Source organism: Ottowia pentelensis, from assembly GCF_964341695.1.
The window spans coordinates 3393177-3413397 of the sequence record NZ_OZ224513.1; the positions used below are offsets into that span (position 1 = coordinate 3393177).

21 protein-coding genes are annotated in these 20221 nt (G+C 70.8%); 13 read left to right on the forward strand and 8 right to left on the reverse strand.

Annotation, left to right across the window (positions count from 1 at the left end; all coding sequences use genetic code 11):
• The first annotated feature begins 54 nt into the window (after positions 1-54).
• The gene (locus tag ACWHMB_RS16370) at positions 55-1308 is read left to right on the forward strand and encodes a class I SAM-dependent methyltransferase (RefSeq protein WP_377485012.1); all 1254 of its coding nucleotides are present in this window, start codon (positions 55-57) and stop codon (positions 1306-1308) included.
• Positions 1309-1336: 28 nt separating this feature from the next.
• Here the strand turns inward: ACWHMB_RS16370 and ACWHMB_RS16375 are convergent, their stop codons facing one another.
• Both ACWHMB_RS16375 and ACWHMB_RS16380 read right to left on the reverse strand, forming a co-directional pair.
• Complete coding sequence (locus ACWHMB_RS16375; protein ID WP_377485014.1) at positions 1337-1840, reverse strand: DUF411 domain-containing protein; 504 nt, start codon at positions 1838-1840, stop codon at positions 1337-1339.
• 31 nt (positions 1841-1871) lie between these two features.
• The gene (locus tag ACWHMB_RS16380) at positions 1872-2627 is read right to left on the reverse strand and encodes an alanyl-tRNA editing protein (RefSeq protein WP_377485016.1); all 756 of its coding nucleotides are present in this window, start codon (positions 2625-2627) and stop codon (positions 1872-1874) included.
• Positions 2628-2675: 48 nt separating this feature from the next.
• Here ACWHMB_RS16380 and ACWHMB_RS16385 point away from each other — a divergent pair, with 48 nt between their 5' ends.
• Together ACWHMB_RS16385 and ACWHMB_RS16390 are read left to right on the forward strand one after the other, a co-directional pair.
• The gene (locus ACWHMB_RS16385) at positions 2676-3506 is read left to right on the forward strand and encodes a creatininase family protein (RefSeq protein WP_293222474.1); all 831 of its coding nucleotides are present in this window, start codon (positions 2676-2678) and stop codon (positions 3504-3506) included.
• Between the two features lie 368 nt (positions 3507-3874).
• Positions 3875-4846: a Bug family tripartite tricarboxylate transporter substrate binding protein gene (locus tag ACWHMB_RS16390; protein ID WP_377485018.1), complete on the forward strand. Its 972-nt coding sequence runs from the start codon at positions 3875-3877 to the stop codon at positions 4844-4846.
• Positions 4847-4855: 9 nt separating this feature from the next.
• Here the strand turns inward: ACWHMB_RS16390 and ACWHMB_RS16395 are convergent, their stop codons facing one another.
• Positions 4856-6007, reverse strand: a complete 1152-nt coding sequence (locus ACWHMB_RS16395) for a hypothetical protein (protein ID WP_377485020.1) — start codon at positions 6005-6007, stop codon at positions 4856-4858.
• Between the two features lie 55 nt (positions 6008-6062).
• A complete protein-coding gene (locus ACWHMB_RS16400; protein WP_293225207.1) occupies positions 6063-6743 on the reverse strand; it encodes a histidine phosphatase family protein in 681 nt (226 codons plus the stop codon).
• Between the two features lie 42 nt (positions 6744-6785).
• Here ACWHMB_RS16400 and ACWHMB_RS16405 point away from each other — a divergent pair, with 42 nt between their 5' ends.
• On the forward strand, positions 6786-8681 hold the full coding sequence (locus ACWHMB_RS16405; RefSeq protein ID WP_377485022.1) for an ATP-binding response regulator: 1896 nt from the start codon (positions 6786-6788) through the stop codon (positions 8679-8681).
• A gap of 108 nt (positions 8682-8789) precedes the next feature.
• On the opposite strand, the gene ACWHMB_RS16410 is transcribed toward ACWHMB_RS16405, so the two are convergent.
• The 4 genes from ACWHMB_RS16410 to ACWHMB_RS16425 all read right to left on the reverse strand — a co-directional run bounded on the left by ACWHMB_RS16410 (position 8790) and on the right by ACWHMB_RS16425 (position 11274).
• On the reverse strand, positions 8790-9119 hold the full coding sequence (locus ACWHMB_RS16410; protein WP_293225204.1) for a helix-turn-helix domain-containing protein: 330 nt from the start codon (positions 9117-9119) through the stop codon (positions 8790-8792).
• Positions 9112-9438: a type II toxin-antitoxin system RelE/ParE family toxin gene (locus ACWHMB_RS16415; protein ID WP_293225202.1), complete on the reverse strand. Its 327-nt coding sequence runs from the start codon at positions 9436-9438 to the stop codon at positions 9112-9114. The genes ACWHMB_RS16410 and ACWHMB_RS16415 overlap by 8 nt, the downstream gene beginning before the upstream one ends.
• A gap of 109 nt (positions 9439-9547) precedes the next feature.
• Positions 9548-10522 (reverse strand): threonine dehydratase, encoded by a 975-nt coding sequence (locus ACWHMB_RS16420; protein WP_293225200.1) that lies wholly within the window; start codon positions 10520-10522, stop codon positions 9548-9550.
• A gap of 62 nt (positions 10523-10584) precedes the next feature.
• Positions 10585-11274 carry a VOC family protein gene (locus ACWHMB_RS16425; protein WP_293225198.1) on the reverse strand — a complete coding sequence of 230 codons (690 nt, stop codon included), beginning with the start codon at positions 11272-11274 and terminating at the stop codon, positions 10585-10587.
• A gap of 123 nt (positions 11275-11397) precedes the next feature.
• Between ACWHMB_RS16425 and ACWHMB_RS16430 the strand changes: the two genes are divergently transcribed.
• From ACWHMB_RS16430 to cobA, 9 genes are all read left to right on the forward strand, one after another.
• Positions 11398-12186: a sulfite exporter TauE/SafE family protein gene (locus tag ACWHMB_RS16430; RefSeq protein WP_293225212.1), complete on the forward strand. Its 789-nt coding sequence runs from the start codon at positions 11398-11400 to the stop codon at positions 12184-12186.
• Positions 12187-12199: 13 nt separating this feature from the next.
• A complete protein-coding gene (locus ACWHMB_RS16435; RefSeq protein ID WP_377485025.1) occupies positions 12200-13984 on the forward strand; it encodes a nitrite/sulfite reductase in 1785 nt (594 codons plus the stop codon).
• A gap of 9 nt (positions 13985-13993) precedes the next feature.
• The gene (locus ACWHMB_RS16440; RefSeq protein ID WP_293222666.1) at positions 13994-14413 is read left to right on the forward strand and encodes a DUF934 domain-containing protein; all 420 of its coding nucleotides are present in this window, start codon (positions 13994-13996) and stop codon (positions 14411-14413) included.
• The gene (locus ACWHMB_RS16445; RefSeq protein WP_293222668.1) at positions 14410-15189 is read left to right on the forward strand and encodes a phosphoadenylyl-sulfate reductase; all 780 of its coding nucleotides are present in this window, start codon (positions 14410-14412) and stop codon (positions 15187-15189) included. The genes ACWHMB_RS16440 and ACWHMB_RS16445 overlap by 4 nt, the downstream gene beginning before the upstream one ends.
• A gap of 99 nt (positions 15190-15288) precedes the next feature.
• On the forward strand, positions 15289-16221 hold the full coding sequence (cysD, locus tag ACWHMB_RS16450; RefSeq protein ID WP_377485027.1) for a sulfate adenylyltransferase subunit CysD: 933 nt from the start codon (positions 15289-15291) through the stop codon (positions 16219-16221).
• A gap of 136 nt (positions 16222-16357) precedes the next feature.
• On the forward strand, positions 16358-17671 hold the full coding sequence (locus ACWHMB_RS16455; RefSeq protein ID WP_377485029.1) for a sulfate adenylyltransferase subunit 1: 1314 nt from the start codon (positions 16358-16360) through the stop codon (positions 17669-17671).
• 212 nt (positions 17672-17883) lie between these two features.
• Positions 17884-18210: a ferredoxin FdxA gene (gene fdxA / locus ACWHMB_RS16460; protein WP_293222674.1), complete on the forward strand. Its 327-nt coding sequence runs from the start codon at positions 17884-17886 to the stop codon at positions 18208-18210.
• Between the two features lie 34 nt (positions 18211-18244).
• Positions 18245-19348, forward strand: a complete 1104-nt coding sequence (locus ACWHMB_RS16465; RefSeq protein ID WP_447648592.1) for an NAD(P)/FAD-dependent oxidoreductase — start codon at positions 18245-18247, stop codon at positions 19346-19348.
• Positions 19345-20142: a uroporphyrinogen-III C-methyltransferase gene (gene cobA / locus ACWHMB_RS16470; protein ID WP_377485033.1), complete on the forward strand. Its 798-nt coding sequence runs from the start codon at positions 19345-19347 to the stop codon at positions 20140-20142. The genes ACWHMB_RS16465 and cobA overlap by 4 nt, the downstream gene beginning before the upstream one ends.
• Positions 20143-20221: the final 79 nt, after the last annotated feature.

Here is a 20221-nt window from a genome sequence, read left to right on the forward strand (position 1 = left end):
CATTTGCTGTATACCGCCGCCCGGGAGCGGCCCCTCACCAGGAGACCTCGCGCGATGCAACTGTCAGCCTCGTCCCCGTTCGACGCCACCCTCAACCATTGGGCCGAGCGCCTGCGCGCGCGGCTGGACGTGCCGGTGCTGGTGCGCTGGAAAGGCGGCACCGGCCTGAAGCTGGGCCAGTTCGACAGCCCGCGCGTGACGCTGGACGTGCGCGACGCCAAGGGCGCGGCGGCGCTGCTGTCGCCCTCGCTGGACGCCCTGGGCGAGGCCTATGTCGAGGGCCACCTGGACGTCGCCGGCACGGTGCAGGACATCATCGACGTCGCGCATCGGCTGGCGGCCGCCGGCGGCGGCGCCGACCCCGACAAGGCCAGCTGGATGGGCCGCATGGTGCGCCGGGTGGTCGACGCCCAGCACCACAGCAAGAATGAGGATCGCGCCGCCATCCACTACCACTACGACGTCTCCAACGCCTTCTACGCCGAATGGCTGGACCCGGCCATGGTGTATTCGTGCGCCTACTTCGAGATCGGCACCGAGACTTTGGCGCAGGCGCAGCAAAAGAAGATCGACCACATCCTGACCAAGCTGCGCGTGGAGCCCGGCCAGAGCCTGCTGGACATCGGCTGCGGCTGGGGCGCGCTGGTGCTGCGCGCGGCACAAAAATTCGGCGCGCGCTGCGTCGGCATCACGCTGTCGCAAAACCAGTACGAGCTGGCCACCGAGCGCGTGCGTGCCGCCGGCCTGCAGGACCGCGTCGAGATCCGGCTGCAGGACTACCGCGACGTCAGCGAGAGCTTCGACCGCATCACCAGCGTGGGCATGTGCGAGCACGTGGGGCTGAAGAACCTGGAGCCGTACTTTCGCATCATCCACGACCGCCTGGCGCCCGGCGGCTGGGCGCTGAACCACGGCATCACCTCCACCGACGCCGACAACGCCGAAACCAGCCACGGCGGCGGCCGCTTCATCGACCGCTACGTGTTTCCGCAGGGCGAGCTCCCGCACGTCAGCCTGGTGCTGTCGACCCTGCAGCGCGGCGGGCTGGAGCCGGTGGACGCCGAAAGCCTGCGCCGCCACTACGCGCGCACCCTGCAGTGCTGGAGCGACAACTTCGAGGCCAAGGGCGAGCACCTGAAAAGCCTGGTGGACGAGAAGAAGTGGCGCATCTGGCGCATGTACCTGGTGGGCTGCCAGTGGGCCTTCGAGCACGACGAGATCTCGCTCTTTCAGGTGCTGTGCCGCCGCGGCGGCCAAAGCGCCACCAGCCTGCCCTGGTCGCGTCGCTTCATGTACGGCGGCGCCTGAGCGGCGCGCGCTCATCCAGGGGCCGGCCTCAGCCGTGCTTCTGGAACACGCGGCTGGTGCCGTCGCGCAGCACCAGCACCGTGTCGTATTGGTCGCGCCGCCCTTTGTAAACGGCGCCGTCCATGCCGGGTGAGCCGACGGGCATGCCGGGCACCGCCAGGCCCAGCGCGTCGGGGCGCTCGCGCAGCAGGCGCCGCACCTCGGCCGCGCCCACGTGGCCTTCGACCACGTAGCCGCCCACCAGCGCGGTGTGGCAGGAACCGTATTTGGCTGCCAGCCCCAGCCGGGCGCGCACGGCGTTGTTGCCGGTGTCGTGCGCCGTCACGGCAAAGCCGTTTTGCTCCATGTGGGTGATCCAGTCGTGGCAACAGCCACAGCTGGCGTCCTTCCAGACCTCGACCGCCGTGGCCTGGGGCGCGCGCTGCGCCCACAGCGGGCCGCTGGCCGCGGCGGCCACGCCGGCAGCGGCCCAGCGCAGGGCGTGGCGGCGGGATGATGGGGATGCGAGAAGGGTCATGGGGGTCTGGTTCATGGGGAGGTTCGATTCTCGCAGGGCGCAAAGTTCAATCGGCCAGGCCCAGCACCACGCGCCGCGTCATGGCGCTCTTCTTTTCGATCTTGGTCACCACCACGGCGCCGATCTCGGCCGTGTTGGCCACGTGGGTGCCGCCGCAGGGCTGCAGGTCGATCAGCTCGCCCTGCCCCGCGGGCGCGCCGATCCGTATCGTGCGCACCGTGCCGCTGCCGCGCGGCGGCTGCACGCTCATGCTCTTGACCAGTTCGGGGTGCGCGTCCAGCTCGGCGTCGCTCACCGCGCCCACCACCACCGGCAGGCCGGCGGCCACCAGGCGCGCCAGACCGGCCGTGAGCTGCTCCTTGTCCAGCGGCTCGCTCATGTGAAAGTCGATGCGCGCATGCTCGGGCGTGATCGAGCAGCCGTTGACCGGCACCGGCACCAGGTGGCACAGCAGGTGCGAGGCGCTGTGAAAGCGCATCAGCCGCCGCCGGCGCGGCATGTCGATGCGCGCCGCAACCGTGTCGCCAACCAGCAATTTTGATAGCGCCTCGCGCTGATCGGGTGCGGGCACATGCACGATTCGGCCTGTAATCCTGCCCTCGGCGTCCTTTTCCTTGCGGGTGTCGGCGATGGCGATGCGCGTGCCGTCCGCGGCCTCCAGCCAGCCGGCGTCGCCGGCCTGGCCGCCGCCCAGCGGGTAGAACACGGTGCGGTCCAGCACCACGCCGGCCGCGTCCACGGCCAGCACCCGGGCGGTGCAGTGTTCAAGTGTTGCGTCCTGGCGAAAGAGTTCTTCGGTCATGACGAATATCGTAGCAATCGAGCGGTGGGCATGCGTAAGATGGCGGCCATGTCTGCACAGCCTCCCCGCACGCGCCAGTGGTCGGACCTGGCGACCACCGACTTCGCCACGCTGGACCTGAACCGGGCCATCGCCGTGCTGCCGCTGGGCGCCACCGAGCAGCACGGGCCTCACCTGCCGCTGTCGGTCGACGCCAACCTGGCGCACAGCATGGTGCAGGCGACCACGCCCCACCTGCCGGCCGACCTGCCGGTGCTGTTCTTGCCGGTGCAACGCATCGGCTACAGCCCCGAGCACGCGGGCTTTGCCGGCACCCTGAGCCTGAAGGCCGAGACCGTGATCCACCTGTGGACCGACATTGCCGAAAGCGTGCTGGCCAGCGGCGTGCGCAAGCTGCTGCTGTTCAACACCCACGGCGGCAACGTGGGCCTGATGGACGTGGTGGCGCGCGACTGGCGCCATCGCCTGGGCATGCTGGTGTACAGCACCAGCTGGTTCAACCTGCCCCTGCTGGAGCCCGACGGCCGCGACGCGATGGAGCGCATCCCGGCGGCCGAGCAGCGCTTCGGCGTGCACGGCGGCCAGGCCGAGACCGCGATGATGCTGGCGCTCAAGCCGCGGCTGGTGCGCCAGTCGCGCTTCAAGAGCTTCGAGTCCACCTCGGAGCTGCGCGCGCGCGACTACCCCACCCTGGGCAACGGCCGCAGCGCCAAGCTGGCCTGGGCCGCACAAGACCTCAACCCCGAGGGCGCCGCCGGCAATGCCGCCGCGGCCGACCTGGAAGACGGCCTGGCCCTGATCGACGCCGCCGGCCGCGCGCTGGCCACCCTGCTGCGCGAGGTCGATCGCCTGCCCGCCAACACGCTGCGGCCGGCTTGACGGCCGTCGGCAAGCTGTCGCGCGCGCCCGGCGCAGCGGCGGGCGCCGCGTGGGGCTGACTAGGGCCTGTTCACGCCATTTCTGCCCGTGCGAACGCGGACAAATCCGCGCCAATCAAGGCGCGCGACGACGCGAAGGCCGAGGCCTTGGCTAGGAGCGCAACGCCGAGTGGCGCGGATTTGTCCACGTTCCCTTCGGGTTGCGACCAGAAAGGGCCATTCGCGGCGTTGCCAAGCCTCGCTGGGGCACCACCCCAGCTTCGTTTGGCGCCTTGCGCCTGGCCCTTTCTGATCGCAACGCATCGGGCAGAAATGGCGTGAACAGGCCCTAGAATTTGCGGCTCGTCAATACCCCGCATCCATCCCGCCATGCTCGACCGCCGCCAGTTCTGCTCCGCCCTCGTGTCCACCGCGGCGCTGGCCGGCGCGCCCGCGGCCTGGGCGCAGGGCGAGGGGCCGATCCACCTGCTGGTGGGCTTTCCGGCCGGCGGCGGCTCGGACGCCATCGCCCGCCTGCTGGCCGAAAAACTGCAGGCCGAGCTGGGCCGCACCGTGCTGGTCGACAACCGCCCCGGCGCCGGCGGACAGATCGCGGCGCAGCAGTTGAAGACCGCGCGCGCCGACGGCAGCACGCTGTTCCTGTCGCACGACCACACCATCTCGATCCTGCCGCAGGTGGTCAAGAAGCCCGGCTTCGATCCGCATGCCGACTTCGATCCGGTGGGCGGCCTGGCCACCTTCGTCAACGGCCTGGCGGTGTCGGGCGGCACGCCGGCACGCAGCCTGCCGGCCTTCATCGACTGGGTGAAGGCGCGCGGCGGCCAGGCGCCCATCGGCATTCCGGCGCCGGCGTCCACACCCGAATTCCTGGTGCAGCTGCTGGCCCGGACCTACGGCCTGAAGCTGACCCCGGTGCCCTACAAGGGCAGCGCGCCGATGATGAGCGACATGCTGGGCAACCAGATTCCGGCCGGCATCGGCTCGGTGCCCGACTTCATCGAATACCAGCGCGCCGGCAAGCTGCACATGATCGGCGTGCTGGGCGGCCAGCGCCAGGCCGCGCTGCCGCAGGTGCCCACGTTTGCCGAGCTGGGCATCAAGGGCCTGGAAGACACGCCCTACTACGGCATCTGGGCGCCCAAGGGCACGCCGGCCGACTTCGTCAACCGCTTCACGCGCGCGCTGGAAAAGGCCCTGGCCGTGCCCGAGGTACACCAGCAGCTCACCGACATGGGCCTCACGGTGGGCTACATGACGCCGCGCCAGCTGGGCGAGCGCGAGCACGCCTACACCCGGGTGTGGACGCGCATCATCCAGGACAGCGGCTTTCAGCCGCAGTAAACGCCGCGCTCAGGCCAGCGCCGGCAGGGCGATGGTGCTGGTGCCCGGGCACAGCGGGCGCGGGAACTCGCGCGTGGCGTCGATGCAGCCGCCCGCGGCATACACCCCCTGCGGATCGCGCAGGCGTTGCATGCGCGCCAGCACGGCGGCGCGCCGGGCCGGGTGTGCCAGCGTGGCGGCCGTGCGCCGCTCCACCACCCCTTCGTTCATGCGCAGCGCGCCGTCGGCGTCGGCCTCGACGCCGTGGCGCCAGTGGTGGATCTCGACGCATTTGTCGTCCAGCCCATAGGGCCGCTCGCGCTGCCAGAAATTGCTGAAGCGCCCGCCACCCAGATAGATGACCCAGGAGCCCTCGTAGCCCTCGACGTCGGCCGAGCCGGCGTGCGGGTTGCGAAACCACACCCGCGCGCCGGGCACGTAGTAGCGCGGCGGCACCGGCTGCGCCAGCGAGCCGAACTCGGTCAGGAACACCTCGTGAAACGCGCCCGAGCGAATGGCGCGGCGCCGGCTGGCCCGAGTGACGGCCTCCAGCAGCGCCGGGTTGCGCAGCGCCAGCTCCTGCGCGATGCCCAGCAGGATGACGTACTCGGTGGCGCGATAGCAGGAAAAGTCGTACCGCCGCCCGGTGGCCTCGGGCTGGGTGGCGGCGCGCAGCGCGTCGATCAGCGGCCGGCCCTCGTGCAGCAGAAAGCCGTGCTCCTCGTCGTAATGCCAGAAGTCGGCCGGCCGCTCGGCCGCGTCGTCGGTGCGAAAGGCCAGCGCCGTGCGGGCCGCCGCGCGCACGATGTGGCCGCGCACGCCGACCCGGGCCTGCAGCTCGTCCATGCCATCGAAGGCCATGGGCTGCGGCGCCGCCAGCATGGCCACGACGATCTCGCGCGCCAGCGCCGCGTCGTCGCTGTCGCCGTCGCGCCGCAGCGTGGCGGCCAGCTCCAGCGTATCGAAGCCGGGCGCCCAGGCGGCCAGCGCCTCGGGCGTAAGGCGCAGGCGCAAGCCATGGCCGGACTCGTCCGCGTGGCACAGCACCCTACGCTCCTCCAGGCCATGCGAGGCCAGCCAGTCGAACAGCTGGCGTTGCAGGCCCGCCAGTGTCTGCCCCGGCCGGGGCTGCACCCACAGCCCGGCGGCGTGATCGGTTGGCAAGGCGGCTGCAGCGCTCATGCGGCGAGTGTCCGGATTTGCCAACACGCGCGCATCCGGAATAACGCGCCCCGCTTCAGGCGTAGCTGACCCAGTCGCGCCAGGCCGGCCCGACCAGGTGCGGCAGCGTGTTGTAGGTCACCAGCATCGGGCCGCGCCGGCCCAGGTTCAGCTCGCTCACCGCCGTGTTGCGGTAGTGCAGGTTCAGCTCGATGCTGACCTCGGGCGGCGCCTGCAGCACGCGCGACACCGCCGTCGCGATGGGCCCGCCGCTGGACACCAGCAGCACCCGTTCGGCGCCCGACGCGCGCGCCTGCGCCAGCGCCTCGTCCACGCCCCGCACGAAGTCGGCGTAGCTGGGCATGCCGGCCGGCGCGGTCTCGCCGCGCATCCAGGCGGACAAGCCATGGCGCAGCAGGCGGAAGTGCTGGCGATACCGCTCGGGCGTGTCGGGCCTGGGCAGCGGTTCGGGGTGGATGGCGGCAATGACGGCGTGGCTGTCGTATTCGTTCAGGCCCGGCAGGCGCGTGTGCGGCGTGTCGGCCAGCGCCGCGCCCTCGGCGATGCCCTGCCAGGTCTGCAGCTGGCGGCGCAGCGTGCCGGTCAACACGGCGTCGAAGCGCAGTTCGGGCCCCAGCGACTCGCGCCAGTACTCGCCCAGCCGGCGCGCCTGCGCCTGGCCGAGCGCGCTCAGCTGGTCGTAGTCGTCGGCACCGAAGCTCGCCTGGCCGTGACGGACAAGATAAAGTGCTCCCATGCCGGAATTCTGCCTGCCGCCCGCCACGGCGAGGTCCTGTCCGTGACAGCTGCCGACCCGCCCCCCGACGCCGCCGAGCGCGAGCGGGCGCAGGAGCGCGAGCGCCGCATCGGCGAGCGGCTCAACTACCAGCTGTTCGCGCTCGAGCGCGCCGCGCGCGTGGGCGCCTTTCTGGCGGCGCTGCTGCTGTGGGTGCTGTTCTACGCGCTGAGCGGCCGCCCGCAGGTGTTCATCTGGGCGGCGCTGATGCATGGCGTGCAGGCGCTGCGCTACTACATGCTGTGGCGCACCGAACGCGACCATCCGCCGGCGCGCTACCCCAACCACCTGCCGTCGCGCGCCGTCGCCCACGTGGTGCCGCTGCTGGTGGCCGCCTCCGTCGCCTGGGGCCTGGCGCCCTGGATCCTGCTGCCGCCCGGCCAGCCGCAAACCCTGGCGCCGGTGATGATCGTCATCCTGTTCGGCATGATCGGCGCCTCCATCGCGCCCATCATGCCGCGGCGCAGCGCGGTGCTGGGCTGGCTGGCGCCCATCACGCTGATGCTGGCGCTGCGCTTTGCCTGGGAGGGCGACACGCTGGGCTGGGTGATGTGCGCGTGCACGCTGCTGTTCGGCGCCACCATCGGCCGCTTCGCGCTGATCGAGCACCGCATGCACGTGGCCATGATCGGCGCGCAGCTCGACAACGAGACGCTGACCGCGCAGGTGCTGGCGCGCGCGCGCGAGCTGCAGCGCCTGAACCAGGAGCGCAACCGCTTCTTCGCCTCGGCCAGTCACGACCTGCGCCAGCCGGTGCACGCGCTGGCGCTGTTTTCGCGGGCGCTGCAGCGTGACCTGGCCGGCCACGCGCTGCAGCCGGTGGCCGACCGCGTGGTGCAGGCCACCGACTCGGTCAGCGGCCTGCTCAACGGCATGCTGGACATCTCGCGCATCGACGCCGGCGCCGTGCACGCCAACTGGACGCTGGTGGCGGTGGACCAGATCTTCCTGGCGCTGGCCCAGCAGTTCGAACCGCCGGCGCAGGAGGCCGGCATCGAGCTGCGCTTTCACACCGGGCCGCAGGTGCTGGTGACCGACCCCGACCTGGTGCTGCGCGTGCTGTCCAACTTCATCGACAACGCCATCAAGTACGCCGGCCAGGGGCGCGGGCGCATGCTGATCAGCGCCCGCGTGCGGCGCCGGCGCCTGCGCCTGGCGGTGTGGGACACCGGCGCCGGCATCGCGCCCGAGCACCTGCCGCACCTGTTCGACGAGTTCTACCAGGTCGGCAACCCGCAGCGCGACGTGACGCACGGCCTGGGCATCGGCCTGGCCATCGTGCGGCGCCTGGCCCAGCTGCTGGACGGCGCGGTGGGCGTGCGCTCGCGCCTCGGCCGCGGCAGCGTGTTCTGGCTCGAACTGCCGCGCGACAAGCCGCTGCCGCCGCGGGCCGCGGCGCCGGCGCACGCGGCCGTCGCCGCGCCCCGCACCGCCGCCCAGCGGCCACTGCGCGTGCTGCTGCTGGACGACGAGGCCGCTGTCGGCGAGGCCATTCGCCTGTGGCTGGCGCCGCACTGCGCGCGCATCGAGATCACGCAGACACTGGCCGCGGCCAGCGCCCTGGTGCAGGCCGAGCCGGCCGGCTTCGACGCCTTCATCGTCGACTTTCGGCTGGCCGGCGCCGAGGACGGCATCGCCGCCACCGCCGTGCTGCGCGAATGCGCCGGCCAGCCCGTGCCCACGGTGCTGGTCACCGGCGACACCGACCCCGCCCGCGTGCGCGCCGCCTATGCCAGCGGGCTGGCGGTGATGTTCAAGCCGGTGCAGCCCGACGCCCTGCTGCAGCTGCTGCGCCAGCTGGCCGACCCCGCGGCACCGGCCTCGGTCACGGCCGAAGAACAGGGTCAAATCGACTTGCAGCCCTTACTCATAAAGCGCGGCAAGCTATCTTTGCAATAGCAACTCAACAAATGTGCCGGCGCCTGTCGGCACCCCGGCAGCCAATCGCACTCATTCAGGGTGGAGGCCCGGGATCAACTGTTGGCTCGTGCAGGCCTTGCCCATCCTTCAAATCATCTGGATGACGAGCTTCTTGCCGCAGGCGCCGGCATAGCGCCGCAGGGTTTCGAGCGAGGGCGAATGCTTGCGGCTGCCCAGGCTCGATTCGATGCGGGCCAGCACGGGCTGCGACACGCCCATGCGAGCAGCCACGTCGGCCTGAGTCAGACCCGCGTCTTTCCGCGCGGCCAGCAGTGCCGCCAGGGCGGCGAATTCGTCCTCCAGCGCATCGTATGCAGCCCGGAAAGCCGGGTCGGCCTTGCGCCTCTTCGCGGCGTGGGCCTTTGGATCGAAGCCGACCGGTTGGTAACCGTCTTCGGTTTGAATTTTGCTAGCCATGGAGCACCTCTTTCAAACGCCTGCGGGCGAGTTTCAGTTCCTTGTGCGGGGTCTGCTGCGTCTTCTTGATGAAGCCGTGCAGGATCACGATGCGCTGCCCGACCAGGGAGCAGAAGAACGCCCGCCCGATGCCCTCGGCGGCCTTGGCGCGAATCTCGAACAAGCCGTCGCCGAAAGGGCGCGTATACGGCAAGCCGAGGTTCGGCCCGGACACCACCATCTGCTCCACGATTCGCACATAACTGGCGCTGATGCCGGATGGCCATGCCTCGATGCCCGCCTGCACCGAAGGGTTGTAGTAGGCGATGGTGTAGGGCACCGCGCGATTATAGCTTATATGCTATTTTTTGGATCGGGCCATGCCGGCATCAAAGTCACAAGAACTCTGCGGAAACGGGGTTCAGCACCAGCCCAGCGATCACAAACGGCTAGCCACCCGAAAGAACCTGAGCAAATACGCCGGCATCCACATTGCCCCCCGTCAGCGCCACGCCCACGCACTGGCCGCGCAGCGTGGCGCGTTCCTGCAGGGCGGCGGCCAGTGCCGCCGCGCCGGCACCTTCGGCCAGGTTGTGGGTGTCGGTGTACAGCGCGCGCATGGCGCCGGCCACCTCCTCGTCGCTCACCTGCACCACGTGGTCGAGCCCGGGCGCCAGCAGCGCCAGCGCGGCCGGGTCGGCTCGGCGCACCGCCATGCCGTCGGCCAGGCGCGCGGTGGCGGGCGCCTCGACCACGCGGCCGGCCGCCAGCGAATCGGCATAGGTGGTGGCGTGGCGGCTGACCACGCCGACGATGCGCGCCGCGTGGCCCAGCGCGGCCTTGGCGGCGATGGCGCCACAGGCGCCCGAGCCCAGGCCGATCGGCACGTAGGCGACCTGGAGCCGCGGCACGGCCTTGAAGAATTCCCACCAGTAGGTCGCCACGCCGCTGACCAAATCCATGTGGAAGCTGGGCACCCGCAGCGCGCCGCGCTCTTCGGCCAGGCGCGCGGCGTGGTCGCTGCTTGCGGTGAAGTCCTCGCCGTGCTCGATCAGCTCGACCCCCAGCGCGCTCATGGCGGCGTTTTTCTCGACCGAGTTGCCGCGCGGCACGACGATGGTGCAGTGCACGCCGTGCGTGCGCGCCGCCCAGCCGATGCTCTGGCCGTGGTTGCCGCGCGTGGCGCTGATGACTTCGCGCGGCAGCGCGCCGCGCCGTGCCAGCGCATCGAAGAAGCTCAGCCCGCCGCGGATCTTGAAGGCGCCCACCGGCGTGTGGTTCTCGTGCTTGACCCAGCAGTCGGTGCCCAGGCGCTCGGACAGCAGGGCCCAGCGGTATTGCGGCGTGGGCGCGAAGTCGCGGTACACCACGGCGGCGGCGGCTTCGATCTCGGACAGGCTCGGAAGGCTTGGTTGTTCAGGCATCGTTTGCTCTCGGATAAATAGCTGCTCGCGCTTGATTGGCGGGCGCCAGCAGTCGATTTGGCTTAAAAACCCGAATCGATCTCGACCAGCCCGCGCGGCGTCTGCAGCTGCGCGCAAATCGCCGCTGCGGCACCCGCCTCGACCACGACGCCCGGCACGCCGGCCGCCGCCAGCGCGCCCTGCAGCGCCGCCGCCCGCGGGTGCGCCAGCCGCAGTCCCTGCAGCGTGACGCCGCTGGCCGGCAGGCTGACCGCTGGGTGCACGGCGCCCCATTCGATCAGCGTGGGCGCGCAGCCGTCCAGCAAGCGCCGGCCGTCGGCGCGCACGGCGATCTGCCACTGCAGCAGGCCGCGCGGCGTCATGCGGCTGGCGGCCAGGATGTCGCCCACGTCCAGCCCCTGCGCGGCCCAGGCGGCGGCCGCCGCGGCCAGGTCGGGCACGCGCGCCACCCAGTGCGTCAGGCGTGGGCCGTGCGTGCGCACCGCCTCCTGCAGCGCGGCCTCGTCCATGCCGAACCAGCGCCGGCGCGTGGGCGCGGCGTCGGGGTTGACGGCGATGATTTCGAGATAGGCCAGCGGCCAGGCGGGCGAGGCCACGGCCAGCAGCCGGTTGTGGGTGCCGAACAGCGCATGCTCGCCGCCTGGTGCGGGCGTGACGCCCAGCGTCGCCTCGCACCAGGCCACGCCCTGCGCCAGCGTGTCGGCCATGACGATCAGGTGATCGAGCGCCGCCGAAGAGAAGTCTGGGTTCATGCCCGCATCGTCGCAGATCGGGCCAGGGCGCGCACGGCGCGGGCTCATCTTCTCCCTGCGCATGAGCAAATCCCAAAAATGTCGTTTGCGTTGGCCGCGGCGCGCCCAACAATCGCCGCCACCATGCAGGACCTGGTATTTGTTTTCGCGGGCTTTTTCGTCGGCTTCGTCGTCGCGCTGACGGGCGTGGGCGGCGGCTCGCTGATGACGCCGCTGCTCATCTTCGGCTTCGGCGTCACGCCCAACTTGGCCGTGGGCACCGACCTGCTGTTCGCCGCCGGCACCAAGCTGGGCGGCACGCTGCAGCTGGCGCGCCGCCAGCTGGTGCCCTGGCGCGTGGCCGGCCAGCTCAGCCTGGGCAGCATCCCGGCCGCGCTGCTCACCCTGGCCGTGCTGCGTCACCTGGGCCCGGCCGAGCCGGCGGTGCAGCGCGCCATCACGCTGACCCTGGGCGCGGCCTTGCTGCTGACGGCCGCGGCCACCTTCTACAAGGCCAACCTGGGCCACGCGCCCCAGCGCCAGCCCGCCGTCGCCGGCGTCGACCCGACGCGCGCGCGCCACCCGGCCCTGCCCATCGTGCTGGGCGCCGTCATCGGCAGCCTGGTCACGCTGACCTCGGTGGGCGCCGGCGCCATCGGCGTGGCGGTGCTGCTGCTGCTGTACCCGGCGCTGCCGCTGGCGCGCATCGTCGCCGCCGACATCGCCTACGCCGTGCCGCTGACGCTGGTGGCCGGCCTGGGCCATGCGGCCATCGGCTCGGTGGACTGGGCGCTGCTGGGCCTGCTGCTGTGCGGCTCGCTGCCCGGCATCTGCGTCGGCACGCGCCTGGCCCAGCGTGTGCCACAGCGCGCGGTGCGCACCCTTTTGTCGCTGCTGCTGGCCTACGCGGGCAGCAAGCTCGTGCTCGCTTGAGAACAACACTTCGATGTACCAATACACCGCCTTCGACCAAGCCTTCGTGCGCCAGCGCGCCGAGCAGTTCCGCGACCAGATCGAGCGCTGGCAGCGCGGCGAGCTGAGCGAGGAGCAGCTGCTGCCGCTGCGCCTGCAAAACGGCTGGTACATCCAGCGCTACGCCCCGATGGCGCGCATCGCCGTGCCTTACGGCGAGATCAGCAGCACCCAGCTGCGCATGCTGGCGCGCATCGCCCGCGACTACGACCGGCCCGACCCGGCCCTGCTGGCGCACGCCCAGGCCACGCAGGACGCGCTGCAGGCGGCCCAGCCCGGCCTGGCGCTGCAGGCGCCGCCGCTGCGCTACGGCTACGGCCACTTCACCACGCGCACCAACTGCCAGTTCAACTGGATTCCGCTGGTCAAGGCGCCCGAGGTGATGGCGCTGCTGGCCAGCGTGTCCATGCACGGCATCCAGACCAGCGGCAACGACATCCGCAACATCACCTGCGACGCCTGGGAGGGCATCGCCGAGGATGGCATCGTCGATTGCCGCCCGTTTGCCGAGATCACGCGCCAGTGGAGCTCGCTGCACCCCGAGTTCTCCTACCTGCCGCGCAAGTTCAAGATCGCCTTCAACGGCGCCGCCGAAGACCGCGCCGCCATCGGCTGGTACGACATCGGCCTGCAGGCGCTCAAGAGCGAGGCCGGCGCGGTCGGCTTTCGGGTGCTGGTGGGCGGCGGCATGGGGCGCACGCCCATCGTGGGCAGCGTGGTACGCGACTTTCTGCCGTGGGAGCAGCTGCTGAACTACATCGAGGCCATCGTGCGCGTGTACAACCGCTACGGCCGGCGCGACAACAAGTGGAAGGCGCGCATCAAGATCCTGGTCAAGAGCGAGGGCCAAGGCTTCATCGACGCGGTGGAGCAGGAATACCGCGCCATCGTCGAGCAGGACGGCGCGCCGCACACCATCACGCCCGCCGAGTTCGAGCGCGTGGCGCGCCACTTCGTGGTGCCCGAGCTGGTGCCCGCGGGCCGCCCCAGCCGCGTCGATCCGCAGGGCCAGCTGTATCAGCGCTGGCTCAAGCAGAACGTGCGCGGCCACCGGCTGGCGGGCATGAAGACCGTCACCCTGTCGTTCAAGCGCGTGGGTTTCAACCCCGGCGATGCCGATGGCGACACGCTGGAGGCGCTGGCGCGACTGGCCGAGGACTTTTCGGCCGGCGAGGCGCGTCTGACGCACGAGCAGAACCTGCTGCTGCCCTGGGTGTTCGCCGCCGACCTGCCGGCGCTGTACGAGGCCGCGCGCCAGCTGGGCCTGGCGCAGCCCAACATCGGCCTCTTGACCGACATGATCTCCTGCCCCGGCGGCGACTTCTGCTCGCTGGCCAATGCGCGCTCGCTGCACATCGCCGCCGCGCTGACCGAACGCTACCAGGACCTGGACGAGCTGTTCGACCTCGGCCCCATCGACATCCACATGAGCGGCTGCATCAACAGCTGCGGCCACCACCACAGCGGTCACATCGGCATCCTGGGCGTCGACAAGGACGGCAAGGAGTGGTATCAGGTCACGCTGGGCGGGGCCGACGGCACCCGGCTGTCCGGCCCGGCCATCGGCGGCAAGGTGGTCGGCCCCTCGTTCTCTGCCGCCGAGGTGCCCGACGTGATCGAGGCGCTGCTCGACACCTTCCGCGCGCTGCGCCAGCCGGGTGAGCTGTTCATCGACGCGCTGCGCCGCATCGGCCACGAGCCCTTCAAGCAGGCCGCCAACGGCGCGCGCCACCCCAAGCCCGAAGCCCTTTTGATCTGAAAGCCCGCCATGCAAATCATTGCCCACGACCACGCGACGGCCGACCAGGCCCAAGCCACCGTGCTGCCCATCGCCAACGACGCCGAGCTGGCCGAGCTGGTGGCCGGCGGCGCGCTGCAGGGCGTGCAGCGCGTCGAGCTGCACTTTCCCAAGTTCACCGACGGCCGCGCCTACACCCAGGCCGTGCTGCTGCGCCGGCGCTACCAGTTCGCGGGCGACATCCGCGCCACCGGCGACGTGCTGATCGACCAGCTGGTGCACATGCAGCGCAGCGGCTTTTCCAGCGCCGTGCTGGCGCCGGGGGTCGACGCCTCGGCCGCGCAGCGCCAGTTCGATCGCTTCGCCGACTTCTACCAGGGCGACGTGCTGGAGCCGCGCCCGCTGTTCGCCCGCCTGGCGCAGGCCGAAGCCTTGCTGGAGGCGGCATGAACGCGCGAGCAAGCATCAGCGCCCTGCGCAAGAAGGCCCCCAGCTCCGCCGTCGAGCTGTACGCCAAGCCCTCGCCCGACTACGCCGGCAAGCTGGCGCACGCCCGCCTGCTGCTGCGCGAAGCGGCCGAGCTGGGCGAAGTGACCCAGGCCAACAGCCTGGGCGTGGAAGACATGGTGATCAGCCACCTCATCAACGCGCTGGCCCTGCCCATTCCCATCTTCGTGCTCGACACCGGCCGCCTGCACACCGAGACCCTGGCCCTGCTCGAGCGCCTGCAGGCGCACTCGCGCGCGCCGGTGCACGTTTATCGCCCGCGGCCCGAGACGGTGCGCGACTACATCCGCGCGCACGGGCAGGACGCCATCTACGAGAGCATCGACCTGCGCCAGCAGTGCTGCGCCATCCGCAAGCTGGAGCCGCTGGCGCGCGCGCTGGAGGGCAAGGCCGGCTGGATCACCGGCCTGCGCCGCGAGCAGTCGGACGCGCGCGCCCAGGTGCCGGCGGTGGACCGCAGCGAGGCGCGCGTCAAGTTCAACCCGCTGGCCGACTGGACGCAGGGCGACGTGTGGCACTACGTGGCCGAGCACGGCGTGGACACCAACCCGCTGCACGACCAGTTCTACCCCAGCATCGGCTGCGCGCCCTGCACCCGCGCCATCACCCCGGGCGAGGACATCCGCGCCGGCCGCTGGTGGTGGGAAGAAGAGAGCGCGAAGGAATGCGGCTTGCACGTCAAAGCCCCCTCTCCCGCTGGCGGGAGAGGGCTGGGGTGAGGGTGGGCTCGCCATGCGCAGCGCCAGTGCACCCCCTCACCCCCACCCTCTCCCCCAAGGGGGCGAGGGAGCCAAAACCAAACTGACCGAAAGAAACAAATGAACGCCCGTGTCGACCCGCACGTCCTGACCCGCCTGAGCAACCGCCACCTCGACGCGCTGGAGGAAGAAACCATCTTCATCCTGCGCGAGGTGGCCGCCGCCTTCGAGCGCCCAGCGCTGCTGTTTTCGGGCGGCAAGGATTCGCTGGTGATGCTGCGCTGTGCCGAAAAAGCCTTCGGCGCCGGGCGCATTCCGTTTCCGCTGCTGATGATCGACACCGGCCACAACTTTCCCGAGGTGACGGCCTTTCGCGACCGGCGCGCGCAGGAGCTGGGCGCCGAGCTGATCGTGCGCCACGTCGAGGACTCGATGGCGCGCGGCACGGTGCGCCTGGCCCGGCCCGACGAGCCGCGCAACCCGCACCAGGCCGTCACGCTGCTGGAGGCGATCGAGGAGCTGCGCTTCGACGCGCTGATCGGCGGCGCGCGCCGCGACGAGGAAAAGGCGCGCGCCAAGGAGCGCATCTTCAGCCACCGCGACGGCTTCGGCCAGTGGCAGCCCAAGGCCCAGCGCCCCGAGCTGTGGACCCTGTTCAACACCCGGCTGCATCCGGGCGAGCACTTTCGCGTCTTCCCCATCAGCAACTGGACCGAGCTGGACGTGTGGCAATACATCGCGCGCGAGCACGTGGCGCTGCCGGCGCTGTACTACGCGCACCGGCGCGAGGTGGTCGAGCGCCGGGGCCTGCTGGTGCCGGTCACGCCGCTCACCCCGCTCAAGCCCGGCGAGCGCAGCGAGACGCGCACCGTGCGCTTTCGCACCGTGGGCGACATCACCTGCACCTGCCCGGTCGAAAGCGCCGCCGCCAGTGCGGCCGAGATCGTGATCGAGACCCTGGCCACCGAGGTGAGCGAGCGCGGCGCCACGCGCATGGACGACAAGACCTCGGACGCCTCGATGGAAAAGCGCAAGAAGGAAGGCTATTTCTAAGCGCCGGAAAACCGAACGCAGAGGACGCAAAGGAATCGCAAAGAGCGCAAAAGAAACCCAAAGACTGAATTGATTTTTTTGCGTCCTCTGCGTGATTTTTGCGTCCTCTGCGTTCGGCTGTTTTTCTTCATACATCATGACAACTACCACATTGATAGCTTCTCGCGCTGATCCAGCAAGCGTCACAAGCCAATTTGATTCCGAATCCGCGCTGCGCTTCATCACCTGCGGCAGCGTGGACGACGGCAAGAGCACGCTCATCGGTCGCCTGCTGGTGGACAGCCGCTCGGTGCTGCAGGACCAGCTGGCGGGGGTGCAGCGCGGCGGCGCGCCCGACCTGGCGCTGCTGACCGACGGCCTGGCGGCCGAGCGCGAACAGGGCATCACCATCGACGTGGCCTGGCGCTACTTCGCCACCGCGCGGCGCAAGTTCATCATCGGCGACGCGCCCGGCCACGAGCAGTACACGCGCAACATGGTCACCGCCGCCTCGGGCGCCGACGCCGCCGTGGTTCTGGTGGACGCCACCAAGCTCGACGTGGCGGCGGCCGACATCGCTCTGCTGGCGCAAACGCGCCGCCACGCCCTGCTGGCCGCGCTGCTGCGCGTGCCCTCGCTGGTGTTCGCCGTCAACAAGCTGGACGCGGTGCCCGACGCCGCCAGCGCCTTCGCGCGCATCCGCGCCGCCCTGCAGGCCTTCGCGCAGGAGGCCGGGCTGGCCGTGCGCGCCATCGTGCCGATCTCGGCCCTGCAGGGCTGGAACGTGGTCGAACCGCGCGCCGACTGGTGCGACTATCGCGGCCCCAGCCTGCTGGCGCTGCTGGAAGACCTGCCCGTCGCCGCGGCACCGGTGGACGAGCCCTTCGCCCTGCCGGTGCAGTGGGTGGAAAAGCCCAGCGCGCAGACCGAGATCGCCCAGGGCCGGCGCGTGTTCTGGGGCCGCGTGGCCGCCGGCGCGGTGGCGCCGGGCCAGGCCGTGACGGTGCTGCCCGGCGGCCAAAGCGCCACCGTGATGCAGGTGCTGGACCACGTGCGCCAGGGCGGCAGCGGGCGCGCCGGCGCCAGCGTCGGCCTGGTGCTGGACCGCGAGCTCGACATCTCGCGCGGCGACTGGCTGCTGGCGCCGGGCGCGCACCCGCCCGCGCGCGAGATCGAGGCCACCGTCGCCTGGCTGGACGACGAGCCGCTGACCGCCCAGCGCGTGTACTGGGCGCTGCACGGCCACCGCTGGGTCAAGGCGCGCGTCACCCACATCGCGCATCGCCTCAACGTCGACACCCTGGCCGAGGAAGAGGCCAGCGAGCTGGCGCCCAACGCCATCGGCCACGTCACGCTGGCGCTGCAGGAGCCCCTGGCCGTGCGGCCCTACACCGCTTCGCGCGCGCTGGGCGCGCTGGTGCTGGTCGACACCGCCACGCACCGCACCGCGGCCGCCGTGCTCGTCCGCTGAAATGACCCACCCCCGTTGCTCCACTCGCTGCGCGATGTTGCGCCTCCCCCCTCCAGGGGGCGCACCCACTGACCAGGGAAACCCCGGCCAGGGGTGCTCTGGCGTGGCCTGCTCCGCGGCCATTCGACACTTTCGTTCCGACGGCCAGCAGGCGATGTCGATGACCCCGACACCGCCCTGACCGCGCGGCCATTGCTCTTGACCTTTTCCCCATGACCCACGTTGTTTCCGAAGCCTGCATCCGCTGCAAATACACCGACTGCGTCGAGGTGTGCCCCGTCGACTGCTTTCACGAGGGCGCCAACTTCCTCACCATCGACCCCGACGAGTGCATCGACTGCGCCGTCTGCATCCCCGAGTGCCCGGTCAACGCCATCTTTGCCGAGGAAGACCTGCCCAAGGACCAGCGGCACATGCTGGCGCTGAACGCCGAGCTGGTGCAGCTGGGCTGGCCCGTCATCAGCCGGCGCAAGGACGCCCTGCCCGACGCCGAGGACTGGAAAGACAAGGCCGGCAAGCTGGCCGAACTGGCGCGCTGAACCCGCGCCGCCCACGAACACCCCAAGGAATCCCATGGAACCGCAAGCCAACCCCGCCGTCATCGCCACCGCCCACACGCACGCCGGCCCGATCGAGACCGACGCCCTGATCATCGGCGCCGGCCCGGTGGGGCTGTTCCAGGTGTTCGAGCTGGGCCTGCTGGAGATCAAGGCCCACGTCATCGACTCGCTGCCCCAGCCCGGCGGCCAGCCGATCGAGCTGTACCCCGACAAGCCGATCTACGACATTCCGGCCATTCCGGTGTGCACCGGCCAGCAGCTGACCGACGCGCTGCTCAAGCAGATCGAACCCTTCGGCGCCAGCTTTCACCTGGGACAGACGGTGAGCGTGCTGCGCGAGCAGGACGACGGCCGCTTCGAGGTCGCCACCAGCGCCGGCACGCGCTTCGTCGCGCGCACCGTGTTCATCGCCGCCGGCGTGGGCGCGTTCGAGCCGCGCTCGATCAAGCTGGACGGGCTGGCCGCCTTCGAGGGCCGGCAGCTGTTTCACCGCGTGCGCAACCCGGCCGACTTTGCCGGCAAGAACCTGATCATTGCTGGCGGCGGCGACTCGGCGCTGGACTGGGCGCTGAACTTCGCCGGCGCGGGCCCGCACCAGGCCGAAAGCGTGATCCTGCTGCACCGCCGCGACGGCTTTCGCGCCGCGCCCGCCAGCGTGGCGCGCATGCATCAGCTGTGCGAGGCGCAGCAGATGCAGTTCATGGTCGGCCAGGTGACGGGCTACGACGAACGCGATGGCCAGCTCGTCGCCGCCAAGGTGACCGGCGGCGACGGCGTGACGCGCGTGGTGCCGCTGGACGCGCTGCTGGTGTTCTTTGGCCTCAGCCCCAGGCTGGGCCCCATTGCCGAATGGAACCTGCAGATCGAGCGCAAGCAGCTGGTGGTGGACACCGAGAAGTTCGCCACCAGCGTGCCGGGCATCTTCGCGGTGGGCGATATCAACACCTACCCCGGCAAGAAGAAACTGATCCTGAGCGGCTTTCACGAATGCGCGCTGGCCGCGTTTGCCGCCGCCGCCATCGTGTTCCCCGACAAGGGCCGCATCCACCTGCAGTACACCACCACCAGCCCCAAGCTGCACAAGGTGCTGGGGGTCGAAACGCCGGTGTTTGCATGACGCACGATCGAAGGGGCCACGTCACCCTGGTCGGCGCCGGCCCGGGCGACCCCGAACTGCTGACGCTGCGCGCCATCCGTGCGCTGCGCCAGGCCACCGTGGTGCTGGTCGACGACCTGGTGGCCGCCGGCGTGCTGCGCTATGTGCGCCAGAGCGCGCGCATCGTGCACTGCGGCAAGCGCGGCGGCGCCGTCAGCACGCAGCAGGGCTTCATCGAGGCCATGCTGGTGGCCGAGGCGCTGCGCGGCGAGCGCGTGGTGCGGCTGAAGGGGGGCGACCCCTGCGTCTTCGGCCGCGGCGGCGAGGAAGTGGCCGCGCTGCGCGCCGCCGGTGTGCCGCACACGGTGGTGCCCGGCATCACCGCCGGCATCGCCGCGCCGGCCGAGGCGGGCATCCCCGTCACCGACCGGCGCTGGGCGCAGGGCGTGCTGCTGGTCACCGGCCACGCGCAACCCGGCCACGCCGGCCCCGACTGGGCGCAACTGGCGCAAACGGCGCGCGGCGGCATTACGCTGGTGATCTACATGGGCGTGACCCACTGCGCCGACATCACCGCCGCGCTGCTGGCCGGCGGCCTGGCCGGCGCCACCCCCGCCGCCGTGCTGCAAAACGGCTGCACGCCACACAGCAGGCGTCACGTCGCCACCCTGCGCACGCTGGCCGGCGAGGTCCAGCGCCTGGGCATTGGCTCGCCCGCCATCCTGGTGATCGGCGACGTGGTGCGGGCGGCCGAGGCGATGCAAGAGGGAGAAATATCGGTGGCCCACCCCAAGCCGCTGGCCGCGATCGCCTGATTCGGTCTCGTTTTGCAAACCAATGTAGTCATTGCACCAAACCGCATAGAGCAGACGGTCTACTTGCACAAAATCAATT

Excerpts from the sequence above, each read along its gene's own strand:
- ACWHMB_RS16370 (WP_377485012.1), top strand. The coding sequence starts at position 55 with ATGCAACTGTCAGCCTCGTCCCCGTTCGACGCCACCCTCAACCATTGG.
- ACWHMB_RS16375 (WP_377485014.1), bottom strand. The coding sequence starts at position 1,840 with ATGAACCAGACCCCCATGACCCTTCTCGCATCCCCATCATCCCGCCGC.
- ACWHMB_RS16380 (WP_377485016.1), bottom strand. The coding sequence starts at position 2,627 with ATGACCGAAGAACTCTTTCGCCAGGACGCAACACTTGAACACTGCACC.
- ACWHMB_RS16385 (WP_293222474.1), top strand. The coding sequence starts at position 2,676 with ATGTCTGCACAGCCTCCCCGCACGCGCCAGTGGTCGGACCTGGCGACC.
- ACWHMB_RS16390 (WP_377485018.1), top strand. The coding sequence starts at position 3,875 with ATGCTCGACCGCCGCCAGTTCTGCTCCGCCCTCGTGTCCACCGCGGCG.
- ACWHMB_RS16395 (WP_377485020.1), bottom strand. The coding sequence starts at position 6,007 with ATGAGCGCTGCAGCCGCCTTGCCAACCGATCACGCCGCCGGGCTGTGG.
- ACWHMB_RS16400 (WP_293225207.1), bottom strand. The coding sequence starts at position 6,743 with ATGGGAGCACTTTATCTTGTCCGTCACGGCCAGGCGAGCTTCGGTGCC.
- ACWHMB_RS16410 (WP_293225204.1), bottom strand. The coding sequence starts at position 9,119 with ATGGCTAGCAAAATTCAAACCGAAGACGGTTACCAACCGGTCGGCTTC.
- ACWHMB_RS16420 (WP_293225200.1), bottom strand. The coding sequence starts at position 10,522 with ATGCCTGAACAACCAAGCCTTCCGAGCCTGTCCGAGATCGAAGCCGCC.
- ACWHMB_RS16425 (WP_293225198.1), bottom strand. The coding sequence starts at position 11,274 with ATGAACCCAGACTTCTCTTCGGCGGCGCTCGATCACCTGATCGTCATG.
- ACWHMB_RS16430 (WP_293225212.1), top strand. The coding sequence starts at position 11,398 with ATGCAGGACCTGGTATTTGTTTTCGCGGGCTTTTTCGTCGGCTTCGTC.
- ACWHMB_RS16435 (WP_377485025.1), top strand. The coding sequence starts at position 12,200 with ATGTACCAATACACCGCCTTCGACCAAGCCTTCGTGCGCCAGCGCGCC.
- ACWHMB_RS16440 (WP_293222666.1), top strand. The coding sequence starts at position 13,994 with ATGCAAATCATTGCCCACGACCACGCGACGGCCGACCAGGCCCAAGCC.
- ACWHMB_RS16445 (WP_293222668.1), top strand. The coding sequence starts at position 14,410 with ATGAACGCGCGAGCAAGCATCAGCGCCCTGCGCAAGAAGGCCCCCAGC.
- cysD (WP_377485027.1), top strand. The coding sequence starts at position 15,289 with ATGAACGCCCGTGTCGACCCGCACGTCCTGACCCGCCTGAGCAACCGC.
- ACWHMB_RS16455 (WP_377485029.1), top strand. The coding sequence starts at position 16,358 with ATGACAACTACCACATTGATAGCTTCTCGCGCTGATCCAGCAAGCGTC.
- fdxA (WP_293222674.1), top strand. The coding sequence starts at position 17,884 with ATGACCCACGTTGTTTCCGAAGCCTGCATCCGCTGCAAATACACCGAC.
- ACWHMB_RS16465 (WP_447648592.1), top strand. The coding sequence starts at position 18,245 with ATGGAACCGCAAGCCAACCCCGCCGTCATCGCCACCGCCCACACGCAC.
- cobA (WP_377485033.1), top strand. The coding sequence starts at position 19,345 with ATGACGCACGATCGAAGGGGCCACGTCACCCTGGTCGGCGCCGGCCCG.